Source organism: Janthinobacterium sp. PSPC1-1, assembly GCF_049897625.1.
In the GTDB taxonomy this organism is placed as follows: domain Bacteria; phylum Pseudomonadota; class Gammaproteobacteria; order Burkholderiales; family Burkholderiaceae_D; genus Janthinobacterium; species Janthinobacterium tructae.
The window spans coordinates 12644-26962 of sequence record NZ_JAFCWP010000002.1 but is presented as its reverse complement, the minus strand read 5'-3'; the positions used below and the strand labels follow the sequence as shown (position 1 = coordinate 26962).

Annotated in this window: 12 protein-coding genes; all 12 read right to left on the bottom strand. The window is 64.1% G+C overall.

Translation table 11 applies throughout. The features are described 5' to 3' along the window. Positions 1 to 69: 69 nt before the first annotated feature. Positions 70 to 993, bottom strand: coding sequence for a hydroxymethylglutaryl-CoA lyase (locus tag ACP7EG_RS07620; protein ID WP_426087169.1), 924 nt, complete (start codon positions 991 to 993; stop codon positions 70 to 72). 1 nt (position 994) lies between these two features. After that, the gene (locus tag ACP7EG_RS07615; RefSeq protein ID WP_426087168.1) at positions 995 to 1927 is read right to left on the bottom strand and encodes a 2-hydroxyacid dehydrogenase; all 933 of its coding nucleotides are present in this window, start codon (positions 1925 to 1927) and stop codon (positions 995 to 997) included. Between the two features lie 10 nt (positions 1928 to 1937). Next, positions 1938 to 3965: an acetyl/propionyl/methylcrotonyl-CoA carboxylase subunit alpha gene (locus ACP7EG_RS07610; RefSeq protein ID WP_426087167.1), complete on the bottom strand. Its 2028-nt coding sequence runs from the start codon at positions 3963 to 3965 to the stop codon at positions 1938 to 1940. Between the two features lie 160 nt (positions 3966 to 4125). Beyond that, positions 4126 to 5172: a biotin synthase BioB gene (gene bioB, locus ACP7EG_RS07605; RefSeq protein WP_141171161.1), complete on the bottom strand. Its 1047-nt coding sequence runs from the start codon at positions 5170 to 5172 to the stop codon at positions 4126 to 4128. Between the two features lie 31 nt (positions 5173 to 5203). Next, the gene (gene bioD, locus ACP7EG_RS07600) at positions 5204 to 5995 is read right to left on the bottom strand and encodes a dethiobiotin synthase (RefSeq protein ID WP_426087166.1); all 792 of its coding nucleotides are present in this window, start codon (positions 5993 to 5995) and stop codon (positions 5204 to 5206) included. After that, complete coding sequence (bioF, locus tag ACP7EG_RS07595; protein ID WP_426087165.1) at positions 5985 to 7181, bottom strand: 8-amino-7-oxononanoate synthase; 1197 nt, start codon at positions 7179 to 7181, stop codon at positions 5985 to 5987. The genes bioD and bioF overlap by 11 nt, the downstream gene beginning before the upstream one ends. A 1-nt stretch (position 7182) precedes the next feature. Continuing rightward, positions 7183 to 8511 carry an adenosylmethionine--8-amino-7-oxononanoate transaminase gene (bioA, locus tag ACP7EG_RS07590; protein ID WP_426087164.1) on the bottom strand — a complete coding sequence of 443 codons (1329 nt, stop codon included), beginning with the start codon at positions 8509 to 8511 and terminating at the stop codon, positions 7183 to 7185. 19 nt (positions 8512 to 8530) lie between these two features. After that, a complete protein-coding gene (locus tag ACP7EG_RS07585) occupies positions 8531 to 9319 on the bottom strand; it encodes an enoyl-CoA hydratase/isomerase family protein (RefSeq protein WP_096232729.1) in 789 nt (262 codons plus the stop codon). A gap of 21 nt (positions 9320 to 9340) precedes the next feature. Beyond that, the gene (locus tag ACP7EG_RS07580) at positions 9341 to 10963 is read right to left on the bottom strand and encodes a carboxyl transferase domain-containing protein (RefSeq protein WP_070312650.1); all 1623 of its coding nucleotides are present in this window, start codon (positions 10961 to 10963) and stop codon (positions 9341 to 9343) included. A gap of 40 nt (positions 10964 to 11003) precedes the next feature. Then, positions 11004 to 11465 carry a YchJ family protein gene (locus ACP7EG_RS07575; protein ID WP_426087626.1) on the bottom strand — a complete coding sequence of 154 codons (462 nt, stop codon included), beginning with the start codon at positions 11463 to 11465 and terminating at the stop codon, positions 11004 to 11006. Between the two features lie 68 nt (positions 11466 to 11533). Continuing rightward, positions 11534 to 12820, bottom strand: a complete 1287-nt coding sequence (locus tag ACP7EG_RS07570) for a D-amino acid dehydrogenase (protein ID WP_426087163.1) — start codon at positions 12818 to 12820, stop codon at positions 11534 to 11536. Between the two features lie 91 nt (positions 12821 to 12911). Next, positions 12912 to 14249 (bottom strand): serine hydrolase domain-containing protein, encoded by a 1338-nt coding sequence (locus ACP7EG_RS07565; RefSeq protein WP_426087162.1) that lies wholly within the window; start codon positions 14247 to 14249, stop codon positions 12912 to 12914. Positions 14250 to 14319: the final 70 nt, after the last annotated feature.

The window sequence follows — 14319 nt, the reverse complement described above, 5'->3', positions numbered from 1 at the left end:
CGTAACCCGACAACATTGTTGGCCATGTCCCTGGTGGCGTCGGATTACGCGCTTGCGCGCTAATCCGACCTACGCCGCGGCGCGTTTCGCCGCGATGGCGTTGCCGGCGCGGCTAGATCCCTTGCGCCCCAGCTGCTGCGAGATGAACTGGCCCGCATCGACCACCAGGTCCAGGTCGATGCCGGTGTGTATCCCCAGTCCTTGCATCATGTACAGCACGTCCTCGGTGGCTACGTTGCCGGTGGCGCCCTTGGCGTACGGGCAGCCACCCAGGCCGGAAACGGACGAGTGATAGATCGCGATACCCACCTCCAGGCTGGCGTAGATATTCGCCAGCGCCTGGCCGTAGGTGTCGTGGAAGTGGCCGGACAGGCCGCCCACGTGGAAGGCTTGAATCGCGCGTTGCATCACCGCCTGCGTTTTGCGCGGCGTGGCCACGCCGATGGTGTCGGCGATGTCGATCTCGTCGCAACCGAGGTCGCGCATGCGGCCCACCACGTCGGCCACGGCATCGAGCGGCACTTCTCCCTGGTAGGGGCAGCCGAAGGCGCAGCTGATGCTGCCGCGCAGGCGCAGGCCGTGTTCCTTGGCCGCCTTGGCCACGCCTTCGAAGCGGGCGATCGATTCGGCGATCGAGCAGTTGATGTTCTTTTGCGAGAATGCCTCGGAGGCGGAACCGAAGATCACCACTTCATCGGCCTTCGCCGCCAGCGCCGCCTCAAACCCCTGCATGTTCGGCGTCAGCGCCGAATAAATCGTGCCTGGGCGGCGTGTGATCTTTTCCATTACTTCCGCGCTGGTGGCCATCTGCGGCACCCATTTCGGCGAGACGAACGAAGCCGCCTCGATATTGGCGAAGCCCGCCAGGGTCAGGCGGTCGACCAGTTCGATCTTGACGGCGGCGCTGATGGTGTCCTTTTCGTTTTGCAGGCCGTCGCGCGGACCCACTTCGACGATCTTGACCTGTTTCGGCAAATGCGGTTGATTGCTCATCTCAATATCCTTGCAAACGGTTGACGATGCCGGCGACAGAGTCTCCGGCGTGCAGGCGCCGTATCTTGGCGGCGATCTGCGCCACGCTTTCGCGGCGCAGGGTGGCCGCCGAAATATGCGGCGTGATGGTGATGCGCGGTTCTTGCCAGAACGGGTGCTGCTGCGGCAGCGGCTCGTTGCGGAACACGTCGAGGGTCGCCCCGGCGATATGCCCGGAGCGGATCAGTGTCAATAAATCCGGTTCGGCGAGATGCGCGCCGCGCGCCACGTTGATGACGTAGGCGCCCGGCAGCAGCATCGACAGGCGCGTGCGGTCAAGCAGGTTGTGCGTCTCCGGCGTGAGCGGCAGCATGCACACCAGCACGCGCGCGCCGCGCAAGAATGCTTCGAGCCCCTCCTCGCCGGCAAAGCACGCGACGCCATCGAGCTGCTTGCGGCTGCGGCTCCAGCCGCGCAGCGGAAATTCGAATTGCGCCAGCGCTTGCAGCACGCGCGTGCCCAGCACCCCCATGCCCAGCACGCCGACGGGGAAATCCGCCTTGTCGAAGGCGGGCAACGGCTGCCAGATGCCGGCGCGGCCCTGCGCCTCGTAATCGTCGAAACGGCGGAAGTGGCGCAGCACGGCGTGGCTCACGTATTCGGCCATCTGCACGCCCATGCCCGCATCGTCGAGGCGTACCAGCGGCACGTGGACGGGCAGCGCGTCGCCGAATTTCAACAGCGCGTCCACGCCGGCACCCGTGTTGAAGATGGCTTTCACGCAGCCCAGTTCCGGCAGCATGGTGGCGGGCGGCTGCCATACGACGGCGTAGTCGCACGGCGCGAACGTGTCGCCTTCGCGCCAGAAGACAATCTCGGCTTCGGGCAGCAAGTCCTTGAAATCGGCGATCCACGCCGCTTGCTTGCCGTCCGAGCGTTGTAACAGGATGCGCATGTGCTTACCTCTATGCGGCTGCCTTGAAGGCCAGTAGCGGCGCGCCGTCGGCCACCTGGTCGCCGACGGCGTACAGCACGTCTTCCACCAGGCCGTCGTGCGGCGCGGCGATCGTGTGCTCCATCTTCATCGCTTCCATGATGACCAGAGGCTCGCCCTTCTTGACGTCCTGGCCTTTGTTCACCAGCACGGCGACGACCTTGCCCGGCATCGGTGCCGTCAAGCGGCCGCCTTCCGCTTCCACTTCACCCGCATGCGCCATCGGGTCGCTGTAATGCAGGGTGTGGTGCAAGCCGCTGGTAAACACGTGGAACTGCTCGCCGTCGCGCAGCACAGTACCGTGCACGGCACGCTCGCCCAGCTTGATATGCAGCTCGTTGCCTGTGCGCGCCGTCAAGGTCAGGGGCTGGCCGTTGAACAGCCAGCCATCGGTTTTATAGGCGATGCGCGCGGCATAGGCCTTGCTGTCGCTGGCCAGCGCGAATTCGTCGGCAAACGCCAGGCTGCGGCCCAGGGTGCTGTTCAAGCGCCAGCCCAGGGCATTGCCCCACGGGTCGGCGGGATTGCTCGACTGCGCTTCGGACGCGGTTTTTTCTTCTGTCAGCAGGCTGACTGCCGCCAGCGCCAGGGCCGTGTCGGGTGCCGCCTGCAAGGCGGGGAACAGCGACTCCTGATTGCGCTCGATCAAACCCGTGTCGAGATCGGCGCTGGCAAATGCCTGGCCTTCGACCAGGCGTTTCAAGAAGGCGATATTGCTGGCCAGGCCGACGATCTGGTATTCCGACAGCGCCTGCGCCATGCGCGCCAGCGCTTCGCGGCGGTCCGCGCCCCAGACGATCAGCTTGGCGATCATCGGGTCGTAGAACGGAGAGATGGCGTCGCCTTCGCGCACGCCCGAGTCGATGCGCACGGCGGCCGGCACCAGCGTGCCACCCAGCTCGAACGTGACGGCCGATGGCGACTGCATGTGGCGCAGGGTGCCGATCGATGGCAAGAAACCCTTTTCCGGGTTTTCCGCATAGATGCGCGCCTCGATGGCGTGGCCGTGGATCGTCAATTCGCTCTGTTTTTTCGGCAGCGGCTCGCCAAAGGCGACGCGCAACTGCCATTCCACCAGGTCGGTGCCGGTGATCATTTCCGTCACCGGATGCTCCACCTGCAGGCGCGTGTTCATCTCCATGAAGTAGAACGAGCCATCCTGGTTGGCGATGAATTCCACCGTGCCCGCGCCCACGTAACCGACCGCCTTGGCGGCAGCGACGGCCGCTTCGCCCATGGCGGCGCGGCGCTCCGCTGGCATGCCCGGCGCCGGTGCTTCTTCCAGCACCTTTTGATGACGGCGCTGCACCGAGCAATCGCGCTCGAACAGGTAGATGCAGTTACCGAGCGTGTCGGCAAACACCTGGATTTCGATATGCCGCGGACGCGACAGGTATTTTTCGGCCAGTACCTTGTCGTCGCCGAAAGAGCTGATCGCTTCGCGCTTGCACGAGGCCAGCGCGGCCTTGAAGTCGGCGGAGTGCTCGATGACGCGCATGCCCTTGCCGCCGCCGCCGGCCGAGGCCTTCAGCAGCACGGGATAGCCGATCTTGTCGGCCTGCGTGTGCAAAAAGTCCGCATCCTGTTCCTCGCCGTGGTAGCCGGGCACCAGCGGTACATTGGCCTTTTCCATCAGCGACTTGGCGGCCGACTTGGAACCCATGGCGCGCATGGCGGACGCCGGCGGGCCGATGAAGACCAGGCCTGCAGCGTGGCAGGCCTCGGCGAAATCCGCGTTTTCGGACAAAAAGCCGTAGCCGGGGTGGATCGCCTGCGCACCTGTCGCCAGCGCCACGGCGATGATCTTGTCGCCGCACAGATAGCTTTCCTTGGCCGGCGCAGGGCCGATCAAGACGGCTTCGTCGCACACGGCGACGTGCTTGGCGTTGGCGTCCGCCTCTGAATACACTGCGACGGTGTGGATACCCATGCGGCGGGCGGTAGCGGCGACACGGCAAGCGATTTCGCCGCGGTTGGCGATCAGGATTTTAGTGAACATGGTCTCTCTCTATTCTCTCAAAAAGGGGCAGCTGTCTCTTGGCGGACGTTGTCTGCTGGTTTGTCGGTTTACGCGCTACGCGCTAAACCGACCTACGCATGGTGAGGCTGGATATCGTAGGTCGGGTTAGCCGGCACGGCGTAACCCGACAAGGCTGTCATCAGCAGCCGCACTTCTCTTTCTGTACCGAGTCCAGCATGGCGCCGCGCGTCTGCAAGCCCAGTTTACCGAGCAGGACACGGTCGTCTTCCGCTTCCGGATTGTCGGTGGTGAGCAGCTTGTCGCCGTAGAAGATGGAATTGGCGCCAGCCAGGAAGCACATGGCTTGCACGGCTTCGCCCATCTGGCGGCGGCCCGCCGACAAACGCACGCGCGCCTTTGGCATGGTGATGCGGGCCACGGCAATCGTGCGCACGAATTCGAACGGGTCCAGCGCTTCCAGGCCGAACAAGGGCGTGCCTTCCACCTGCACCAGGTGATTGACGGGCACCGATTCCGGATACGGATTCAAATTGGCCAGTTGGGCGATCAGGCCGGCGCGTTGCAAGCGCGTTTCACCCATGCCGACGATGCCGCCGCAGCACACTTTCAAGCCCGCTTCGCGCACGCGGCCCAAAGTATCGAGGCGGTCCTGGTATTCGCGCGTGGAGATGACGTTGTCGTAGAACTCGGGCGCCGTATCGAGGTTATGGTTGTAGAAGTCCAGGCCTGCGTTTTTCAGGCGGTCCGCTTGTCCCTCTTCCAGCATGCCCAAAGTAGCGCAGGTTTCCAGGCCCAGCGCCTTCACCTTGGTCACCATCTCTTCGACTTTTTCCATGTCGCGCTCTTTCGGGCTGCGCCAGGCGGCGCCCATGCAGAAGCGCGTGGCGCCGTTGGCTTTGGCCTGGCGCGCCGCGTCGAGCACCGTGTCGATGTCGAGGATTTTTTTCGCTTCCACGCCCGTGTCGTAGCGGGCCGCTTGCGGGCAGTAGCCGCAGTCTTCTTCGCAGCCGCCCGTCTTGATCGACAACAGGGTCGCCAGTTCCACGTCGCCATCGGGGAAATTGATGCGGTGGGTTTGCTGGGCCTTGAACATCAGGTCATTGAATGGCAGGTCGAACAGGGCCAGTACATCGGCGACGGGCCAGGTGGCCGCTTCCGGTACGGTGATGCGCGCCGCAGGGCGGTGCAGTTCGACGGTTTTTGCTGCTTCTTGGACGTGAGACATGTGATTCCTTCGCTTCTATTTTTGGATACGTTTAAGTGTTGGGATGCTGCGCCGGCCAGTTGGGCAAGCCGGTGAAATCGAGATACGCCGCCGCCGCTTGCGCGCTGGGCTGCGCAAGGCGCGGCACCCTGCCCAGCAGCGGCGCCGGGATGCGCTCGATCAGCGCATCGATATTTTCGTCGAGGAAGCGCATTTCCACTTCCAGGGTGTTGGCGACCCAGCCGATCACCGTCAGGCCGCGCGCTTCGATGGCTTCCAGCGTCAGCAAGGCCTGGCTGATGCAACCCAGACGCATGCCGACCACCAGGATCACGGGCAGGTCGAGCTGCTGCGCCAGGTCGGCCGAGTCAAAACCGATTGAGAGCGGCACGCGGAAACCGCCCACGCCTTCGACCACCACGGCGTCCGAGGCGGCGGCGATTTCCAGGTAGGCGGCCAAAATCGGCACCGACTCGATGCTGACGCCTTCAAGCGCGGCGGCGATATGCGGCGCCGCCGCTTCCTTCAGCATGTAGGGCGTGGTCAGGTTGCGCAACATGGTGACGTTGCCGGCGGCGATCAGGCTGTCGGCGTCTTCATTATGCAGTTCGCCGTCGCGCATCTCGGCGCCGGCGGCCACCGGCTTCATGCCGCAGGCACGCACGCCGCGCGCGACCAGCGCATGCAGCAGGGCCGACGAGGTCAAAGTCTTGCCGATTTCTGTGTCGGTACCGGTGACGAAACAGGCAAAGCGCGACGGCAGGCCGGCAGTGGCCGGTGCCGGCTGCACGGCCGGCACCAGGTCCGCCAGCACTTCGGCCACGATAGGGTCATCAAGGCTCATGGCGTGTCCTTTCCAGGGTGTTGACTGCGTTGATCAATTGCGCCACTTCCTGCGCCGTGTGGCCGGCCGACAGGGTCACGCGCAGGCGCGCCGACCCCGCTGGCACGGTGGGCGGGCGGATGGCGCCGACCCACAGTCCTTGCTGGTACAGTTGGGCGGCGACGGCCAGCATGTCTGCATTTTCGCCGATGATGACGGGCTGGATGGCGGACAGCGACGGCAAGGCTTGCCAGCGTTGCAGCTGCAAGCCCTCGTTCCATTGCGCCACCAGCGCCGCCAGGTGCATCCGACGTTGTTTTCCTTCGTCACCGGCGATGATGTCCAGGCTGGCCAAGAGCGCATGCGCCAGCGCTGGCGCGGCCGCCGTGGTGAAGATGTAGGGGCGCGCCTTCTGGATCAGCGTTTCGATCACGGCTTCATGCGCGCAAACAAAAGCGCCACCCACGCCGGCCGATTTGCCCAGGGTGCCCACGTAGACCAGGTGTGGCGAATGCAGGCCGAAGTGTTCGAGCGCGCCACGGCCGTTGTCGCCCAGCGCGCCGAAGCCGTGCGCATCGTCGACCACCAGCCAGGCGCCGTATTGCTCGCACAGGGCCAGCAGCGCGGGCAGCGGCGCCAGGTCGCCATCCATGCTGAAGATGCTGTCGGTGACGACGATTTTGGTTTTGGCTTTGCTGTCCGCCAGCAGGGCCGCCAAGGCAGCCAGGTCCGCATGCGGATACACGTGCGTCTTGACGCGGGCCAGGCGCGTGCCGTCGATCAGCGAGGCGTGGTTCAGCGCTTCCGAAAAAATCTCCGTGTCCGCATCGCCCGCCGCCAGTGCCGTGAGCACAGCTAAATTAGCCATGTAGCCTGTGCAAAAATACAGGGCGCGTGCCTGTTCCAGGTTGGCGCCGACGAAAGCGGCCAGCCGTTCTTCCAGCTGCGCGTGGGCGCGGCTGTGGCCACTGATCAGGTGCGAAGCGCCGCTGCCGGCGCCATACAGGTCGGCTCCTTCCTGCAGTGCGGCGATGATGCGTGGATGCGACGCCAGGCCCAGGTAGTCATTGCTGCAAAAGGCCAGCATGTCGCGCCCGTCCACCGTCAGGCGCGGCGCGCACGGCGTGTCGACGGTGCGGCGGCGGCGGATCAGGCTGCGCTCTTCCAGCCCTTGCAGTTGCTGTTGTAATCGCGTGATCAGCTCCATCTCAGGCCCCGATCACTTTGTTGAAGACGGCCAGCGTCTGCTGGCCCAGGCCCGCGATTTCCGCATCGTCGAGGATGTAGGGTGGCATCAGGTAGACGGTGGAACCGATGGGGCGCATCAGGAGTTCGTGTTCCAGCGCCGTGCTGAAGAAGCGGCGAGAAAAATCGGGCGCCGCATCGACGGCGTCAAACGCCCAGATCATGCCCTGCTGGCGGAAGTGTTTTACGCGCTCGTGCTGCGCCAGCGGCGCCAGGGCGCGCGTGATCTTGGCGGCGCGCACCCGGTTGGCCACCAGCACATCGTCTTCCTCGAAAATCGACAGGGTCGCCAGCGCTGCGCGGCACGCCAGCGGGTTGCCCGTGTACGAGTGCGAATGCAAAAAGCCGCGGCGCACGTCGGTGCTGTAGAACGCCTGGTAGATGTCTTCGCGCGTCATCACCAGCGATAAAGGCAGGTAGCCGCCGCTGATGCCCTTGGACAGACACACGAAGTCGGGCCAGATGCCGGCCTGTTCGCACGCAAAGAAAGTGCCCGTGCGGCCGCAGCCGACGGCGATTTCGTCGAGGATCAAATGGACTTGATAACGGTCGCACAGGGCGCGCACCAGCGACAGGTACAAGGGGTCGTGCATGGCCATGCCGGTGGCGCATTGCACCAGCGGCTCGATGATGATGGCGGCGATCTTGTCTGCCTTCTGCTGGAACAGCTGTTCCACCTCAAAGGCGGCGCGGCGCGCCACGTCCTGCGCCGTTTCGTTTTCAGCTGCCTGGCGGAAGTCGGGCGACATCACCGTCTGCGTGGCGCGCAGCAGAGGGCCGTAGGCATCCTTGAACAGGGCGACGTCGGTCACGGCCAGCGCGCCGATGGTTTCGCCGTGGTAGCTGCCCTTCAGGCAGACGAATTCCTGCTTTTCACTTTTGCCGCTGTTGCGCCAGGCGTGAAAGCTCATTTTCAGGGCGATTTCCACGGCGGAGGCACCGTCGGACGCGTAAAAGCTGTGGCCAAGCACGCCGCCGGTCAATGCCGACAGCTTTTCCGACAGTTCGACCACCGGTGCATGCGTGAAACCGGCCAGCATCGCGTGTTCCAGCCGGTCCAGCTGGTCCTTGAGTTCCGCATTGATGCGCGGATTGGCGTGGCCGAACAGGTTCACCCACCAGGAGCTGATGGCGTCCAGGTAGCGTCGGCCCTCGTGGTCGTACAGCCAGGCGCCGCGGCCATGGCTGACGGGGATGAGCGGAACCGTCTCGTGATGCTGCATTTGCGTGCAAGGGTGCCACACGCTGCGCAGACTGCGTTCGACCCAGCCCGATTGTTTTTCTGCTTTCAAAACTGCTCCAATGATATTGCTAGCCCATGAGCCAACTCGGCTTGCGCTTGTCGAGGAACGATTGCACGCCTTCGCGTCCCTGCTCCGAGGCGCGGATCTGCGCGATGCGCTCGGCGGTGTCCGCCAGCAGCGCGTCATCGACCGGCTGGCCGGCGATCTCGCGCACCAGCGTTTTCGCTTGCGCCACGGCGTGCGGGCTGTTGCCCGTCAGCGCCTTGAGCACGTCAAAGGTTTTCGCGTCCAGCGCGCTTGCCTCGACTACCTCGTGGGCAAAGCCGATGCGCAGCGCTTCCTGTGCAGAGAATCGCTCGGCGGTCAGGAAATAGCGGCGTGCCGCGTTTTCGCCCATGGCCTTGATGACATACGGTGAAATAGTGGCCGGGATCAGTCCCAGCCGCACTTCGCTCAGGCAGAAATGCACGTCTTCCGCAACCAGAATGATATCGCATGCGGCGACGAGGCCCATGCCGCCCGCATAGCAGTCGCCCTGGATCTTCGCCACCACGGGTTTCGGACACAGGTAAATCGTGCGCAGCATCTGTGCCAGCTGCAGCGCGTCGGCCTGGTTTTCGGCATGCGTGTAGCCTGCCATCTTCTTCATCCAGTTCAAGTCCGCGCCGGCGCAAAAGGCCGCGCCATTTGCGGCCAGCACGATGGCGCGCACCATCTCGCTGCGCCCCAGGCCTTCGAAGGCGCGCGCCAGTTCGGCGATCGTCGTCTCGTTGAAGGCGTTGCGCACGTCGGGGCGGTTCAGGGTCACGGTGGCGACATTGCCCTCGATGACCAGCTTTAAGGTTTCAAATTCCATTATCTTCTCCCTTAATGCCGCTTACATGCGGAATACGCCGAACTTCGTGTCCGGGATTTCCGCGTTCAAGGCGGCCGACAGGCCCAGGCCCAGCACCATGCGGGTGTCGGCCGGGTCGATCACGCCGTCGTCCCACAGGCGCGCGGTGGCATAGTATGGGTGGCCCTGATGTTCGTATTGATCCTTGATCGGCTGCTTGAAGGCCGCTTCCTCGTCCGCGCTCCATGCGCCGCCCTTGCCCTCGATGCCGTCGCGCTTGACGGTGGCCAGCACGGAGGCGGCCTGGTCGCCGCCCATGACGGAAATGCGCGCATTCGGCCACATCCACATGAAACGGGGAGAGAACGCGCGGCCGCACATGCCGTAATTGCCGGCGCCGAAGCTGCCGCCGATGATGACCGTGAATTTCGGCACGGCGGCCGTCGCCACGGCCGTCACCATCTTGGCGCCATTGCGGGCGATGCCTTCGTTTTCGTACTTGCGGCCCACCATGAAGCCGGTGATGTTTTGCAGGAAGACGAGCGGGATCTTGCGCTGGCAGCACAATTCGATGAAGTGCGTGCCTTTCAGCGCCGATTCGGAGAACAAAATGCCGTTATTGGCGATGATGCCCACTTTGACGCCGTAGATATGCGCAAAGCCGCAGATCAGGGTGGTGCCGTAGCGCGCCTTGAATTCGTCGAAATCGCTGCCGTCGACGATGCGCGCGATCACTTCCCTCACATCGAAGGGCTTGCGCGTATCGACGGGGATCACGCCATACAGTTCCTGCGTCGGGTATTTCGGTTCGACGGACTCACGCAGGGCCATCTGCTGCGGTTTTTTACGGTTCAGGTTCGAGACGATGGTGCGCGCCAGCGACAGCGCGTGCAAGTCGTTCTGCGCCAGATGATCGACCACGCCGGACAAACGCGTGTGCACGTCGCCGCCACCGAGGTCTTCGGCCGTCACCACTTCGCCCGTCGCCGCTTTCACCAGCGGCGGGCCGCCGAGGAAAATCGTGCCCTGTTCCTTGACGATGATCGATTCGTCGCTCATGGCCGGTACATACGCGCCGCCCGCGGTGCAAGAGCCCATCACCACGGCGATTTGCGGGATGCCCTTGGCCGACAGGTTCGCCTGGTTGTAGAAGATGCGGCCGAAATGGTCGCGGTCGGGGAAGACGTCGTCCTGGTTCGGCAGGTTGGCGCCGCCCGAATCGACCAGGTAGATGCAGGGCAGGTTGTTCTGGTCGGCGATTTCCTGGGCGCGCAAATGCTTTTTCACCGTCATCGGGTAATACGTACCGCCCTTGACTGTGGCGTCGTTGCAGACGATGACGCATTCCTGGCCCGAGACGCGGCCGATGCCGGTGATGATGCCAGCGGAAGGCGCCGCATCGACGCCCTTGGCGTCCTGGTACATGGCATAGGCCGCCATCTGGGAAAACTCGAGGAAGGGCGTGCCGGGATCGAGCAGCATCTGCACGCGGTCGCGTGGCAGCAGTTTTCCGCGCGCCAGGTGCTTGGCGGCTGCCGCTTCGCCGCCGCCGGCCGCGATCTTTTCCACTTTGTCGCGCAGATCGTCGACGATGGCTTGCATGGCCGCGGCATTGGCCTTGAAATCTTCACTGCGCGGATTGAGTTTGCTTTCGATGTGCGGCATTGCGGTTCCTTTTTATGATCGCCCGGTCTCTCGGGTCGCGCTATTCGGGAAAACTGCCGTCGAGATAAAACCAGCGCAGGGCACCACCGCCCTCGCCCGCCTCGCGCACGAAGCGGCTCACTTCATGCAGGCGGTGCGCGCGGCCGTTGACCTTGTAGCGGGCCACGAATTCGACGCTGTCGCGGTGTATCTCTTCGGCTTGATCTGCTGATACTGCTTTACGTTGACGTAAACGTAAAGCAGATTTTACCTCAAGTCCCAGCCAGTGGACTTTTTCTTCTTCGGCAAATAAGGCGTCGGTGGGACGGGTGCTGGCGTGCCAGGTGGCGCGCAGGTAGGGCTCGTCGCGCAAGGTAAACGCCGTGTAGCGCGAACGCATCAGGGATGCAGCCGTGGGCGGCAAGGCGTCGCCCGCGATATACGGGCCGCAGCAGCTGGCGTAGGAGGCGCCGCCACAGGGGCAGGCGGCAGATGTCGAGGGTGTGGGCATGCGGACGCGGATAGGGGAACAGGAAAGTTCCCCAATTATCCGCCATATCGGCAGCGGCGCGTGCGCGCCGCCTTGGCCGGTTACTTTTTCGGGCTGAGGAAGTCCAGCGCAAACGGCGGCGACTTGCCGGCCATGAGATCGGCGAGGATGCGCGCCGTGCCGGCGGCAAAGGTAAAGCCCAGCGGGCCATGGCCCACGTTGAGCCACAGATTGCCAACTTTGCTGGCGCCCACCAGCGGCGCGCTGTTCGGCGTGGCGGGGCGCAGGCCGGCCCAGGCCGTGGCCTGGTCGTAATCGGCGCCGTGCGGCATGGCTTCGCGCGCCAGCCGTGTCAGGCCGGCGATGCGGTTCCAATCGATGCTGTTGTCGGCGCCCACCATGTCGACCATGGCGGCCACGCGCAGGTCGCTGCCAATGCGCGCATACAGCACCTTGCGCTCAAAATCCGTGATGCTGATCTCGGGTGCCTGGTCTTGCGCGCGGATGGGCGCCGTCAGGCTGTAGCCCTTCAAAGGGTACAGCGGCAAATAAATGCCCGCCGTGGCGGCTAGGTCGCGGCTCTGGATACCGGCCGCCAGCACATAGTGATCCGCCTGTAACAGGCCCAGGCTGGTGTCGACGCCCGTGATCCTGCCCTTGTGCGTGACGAGGCGGCGCGCCTCGCCTTTTAATATGAGCGAACAATTCGGGTGCTGCAGCAGGCGTGTTTCCAGCGCCAGGCAAAAGGCGTGGCAATCGGCCACCGCTTCGCCCTCGGTAAAGATGCCGCCCGCCAGGGAACCTTGCAAGGCGGCCAGCGCCGGTTCGCGTTGCACCGCTTCAAGCGGGGACAAGACGAGGCGCGCCTCTTCCGATTCCGGCCGCGCCACGGCCCGCTGGAAGATGGTGGGCGAGCGGTAGACGATGAGTTTGCCCGCATCGCGCCAGGCATACGCCTCGGGCGGCACCGTCAACTCCAGCTGCGCCATGCCGGCGCGACTCAGTTCACCCAGTTGCAGCAGCTTGGCCGTCGTGCGGGCATTGCTGGCGCTGTTGCAATTACGCAAGAAACTGGCCATCCAGCGCCACTGGCGCCAGTCGGCCTCGGGCCGGAAGCGCAGAGGGCCATCTTTCTGCAGCAGCCATTGCAGGGCTTTCAGGGGGACGCCCGTGTCCGCCAGCGGTGCCACATAGCGATAGCTGAGCTGGCCGCCATTGCGGTAGCTGGCGGCGATCGCCACTTGTTCATTGCGTTCGAGTAAGGTGACCTTGTAGCCGGCCTCGGCCAGCCACCAGGCCGATGTCAGGCCGACGACGCCGCCGCCGATGATGATGACGTGTTGCTGCATGTTGCCTCGCTGCGTTGCGCTCCCATGGTGCGGGAGCATTCGGGAAGAGCTTAGAGGCTGGCCGTTCAGGGAGCCAATGAAACATCATGGTGCAGCCATAACTTTCAGGAATGCACTGTTTCAGTGCAAATTATTCATGCTTGTCAATCGCACCACGGTATAAGGTGGTGAGTATCAATTCCTCGCTGCGCCCCATGGCGGAATACGTGCCCGGATATTGCGCGGGATCGCTGCCCGTGCCGCCCACCAGCATCACCATGCCATTCCTGTTCTTGAAATCGAGCACGAAGGCGGAGACGAGGCCATACGCGTCGCCCAGGTGGCCCACGGCCGTGAAACTGGCGCCCTCGACCAGGCCGTTGCCTCGCCCTGCCAGCGCATCGAACTGCTGGTTGCCCAGGCCCCAGACGCGGTACAGGCCCTGTTCGCTGTTGCCATTGCCTCCATCAGGCGCCAACTGCCATTGCCGGGCAAACATCAAGGCGATGCTGGCTGGCTGCAATAGCTGCTTGCCCTGATGGCGGCCACCGTCGAGCAGCATCTGCATGACGGTGCCCAGGCCGGCGGCGGAGATGCGCAAGCCGCCCGTGGGACTGAAGACGGTGGCGTTGCTGCCGATCACGTAACGTTCGATGCCGGCTGGCGGGCGCTGGTAAACATCATCGGCCTGGGCGATCCAGGGGCCGTGCGGCCGCCACTGTTCCGTCTCCAGCGTGCGCTTGCGGTACAGGGTGGCCGTGTTCGCCAGCTCTTCCTTGGAAAATGCCGCCGGATTGTAGCCGCCGCGCACATCGAGGGGATCGAGCAGCAAACGCCGCATTAGCAGGTCGAAGCGCTCGCCCGTGACCTTTTCCATCACGGTGCCGATCACGCCCCAGTTCAGGTTGGAATATGTAAAGTAACTGCCGGGCGCCGCAGCCGTATCCCACATCGCGTCGCCACCGGCTGTAAACACGTCGCGCAAGCTGCGTTCGGGGCCCCAGGTATAGCCGCCCGCATCGCGCAGCGAGGAAGTGTGGCTGAGCAGGCTGCGCAGGGTCAGTGCTTGCTGGGGGAAATGCGGGTTGCGCAGGGAAAAGCCCAGATAGATGCCCACGTCCTGGTCCAGGCTCAGCTTGCCCTGCTCGACCAGCCGCATCAGGGCCACAGTGGTCATCATCTTCGATACGGAGGCGATGCGGAACAGCGTGGCTGGCGTCACGGGCAAGTGTTCTGCCGGCGTGGCGCCGATGTGCCGATAGCCAAATTGCTGCTGATACGACACCTTGCCGTGGCGGATGGCCAGCACGGACAGACTGGCCAACGGGTGAGCCGTATCATCGACGATGGCCGACAGTGCCGCATCGAGCGCGCGCTGCTGTGCCTGTGGCACGAGTTGCTCAGTGCCGCTGCCGGGCGGGGTGGCCAGTGCAGTCCAGGTCGTGCCCAGCAGCAGCAAGCCCAGCAAACCCGTCATTTTGTTGATCATGCTTTCCCTGTGTCATGGTGAATGGAGGCCTTGCCAGCATAGGGTGCGACGGTTGACTACGCCAATGAAA

Excerpts from the sequence above, each read along its gene's own strand:
- ACP7EG_RS07620 (WP_426087169.1), bottom strand. The coding sequence starts at position 993 with ATGAGCAATCAACCGCATTTGCCGAAACAGGTCAAGATCGTCGAAGTG.
- ACP7EG_RS07615 (WP_426087168.1), bottom strand. The coding sequence starts at position 1,927 with ATGCGCATCCTGTTACAACGCTCGGACGGCAAGCAAGCGGCGTGGATC.
- ACP7EG_RS07610 (WP_426087167.1), bottom strand. The coding sequence starts at position 3,965 with ATGTTCACTAAAATCCTGATCGCCAACCGCGGCGAAATCGCTTGCCGT.
- bioB (WP_141171161.1), bottom strand. The coding sequence starts at position 5,172 with ATGTCTCACGTCCAAGAAGCAGCAAAAACCGTCGAACTGCACCGCCCT.
- bioD (WP_426087166.1), bottom strand. The coding sequence starts at position 5,995 with ATGAGCCTTGATGACCCTATCGTGGCCGAAGTGCTGGCGGACCTGGTG.
- bioF (WP_426087165.1), bottom strand. The coding sequence starts at position 7,181 with ATGGAGCTGATCACGCGATTACAACAGCAACTGCAAGGGCTGGAAGAG.
- ACP7EG_RS07585 (WP_096232729.1), bottom strand. The coding sequence starts at position 9,319 with ATGGAATTTGAAACCTTAAAGCTGGTCATCGAGGGCAATGTCGCCACC.
- ACP7EG_RS07580 (WP_070312650.1), bottom strand. The coding sequence starts at position 10,963 with ATGCCGCACATCGAAAGCAAACTCAATCCGCGCAGTGAAGATTTCAAG.
- ACP7EG_RS07570 (WP_426087163.1), bottom strand. The coding sequence starts at position 12,820 with ATGCTCCCGCACCATGGGAGCGCAACGCAGCGAGGCAACATGCAGCAA.
- ACP7EG_RS07565 (WP_426087162.1), bottom strand. The coding sequence starts at position 14,249 with ATGATCAACAAAATGACGGGTTTGCTGGGCTTGCTGCTGCTGGGCACG.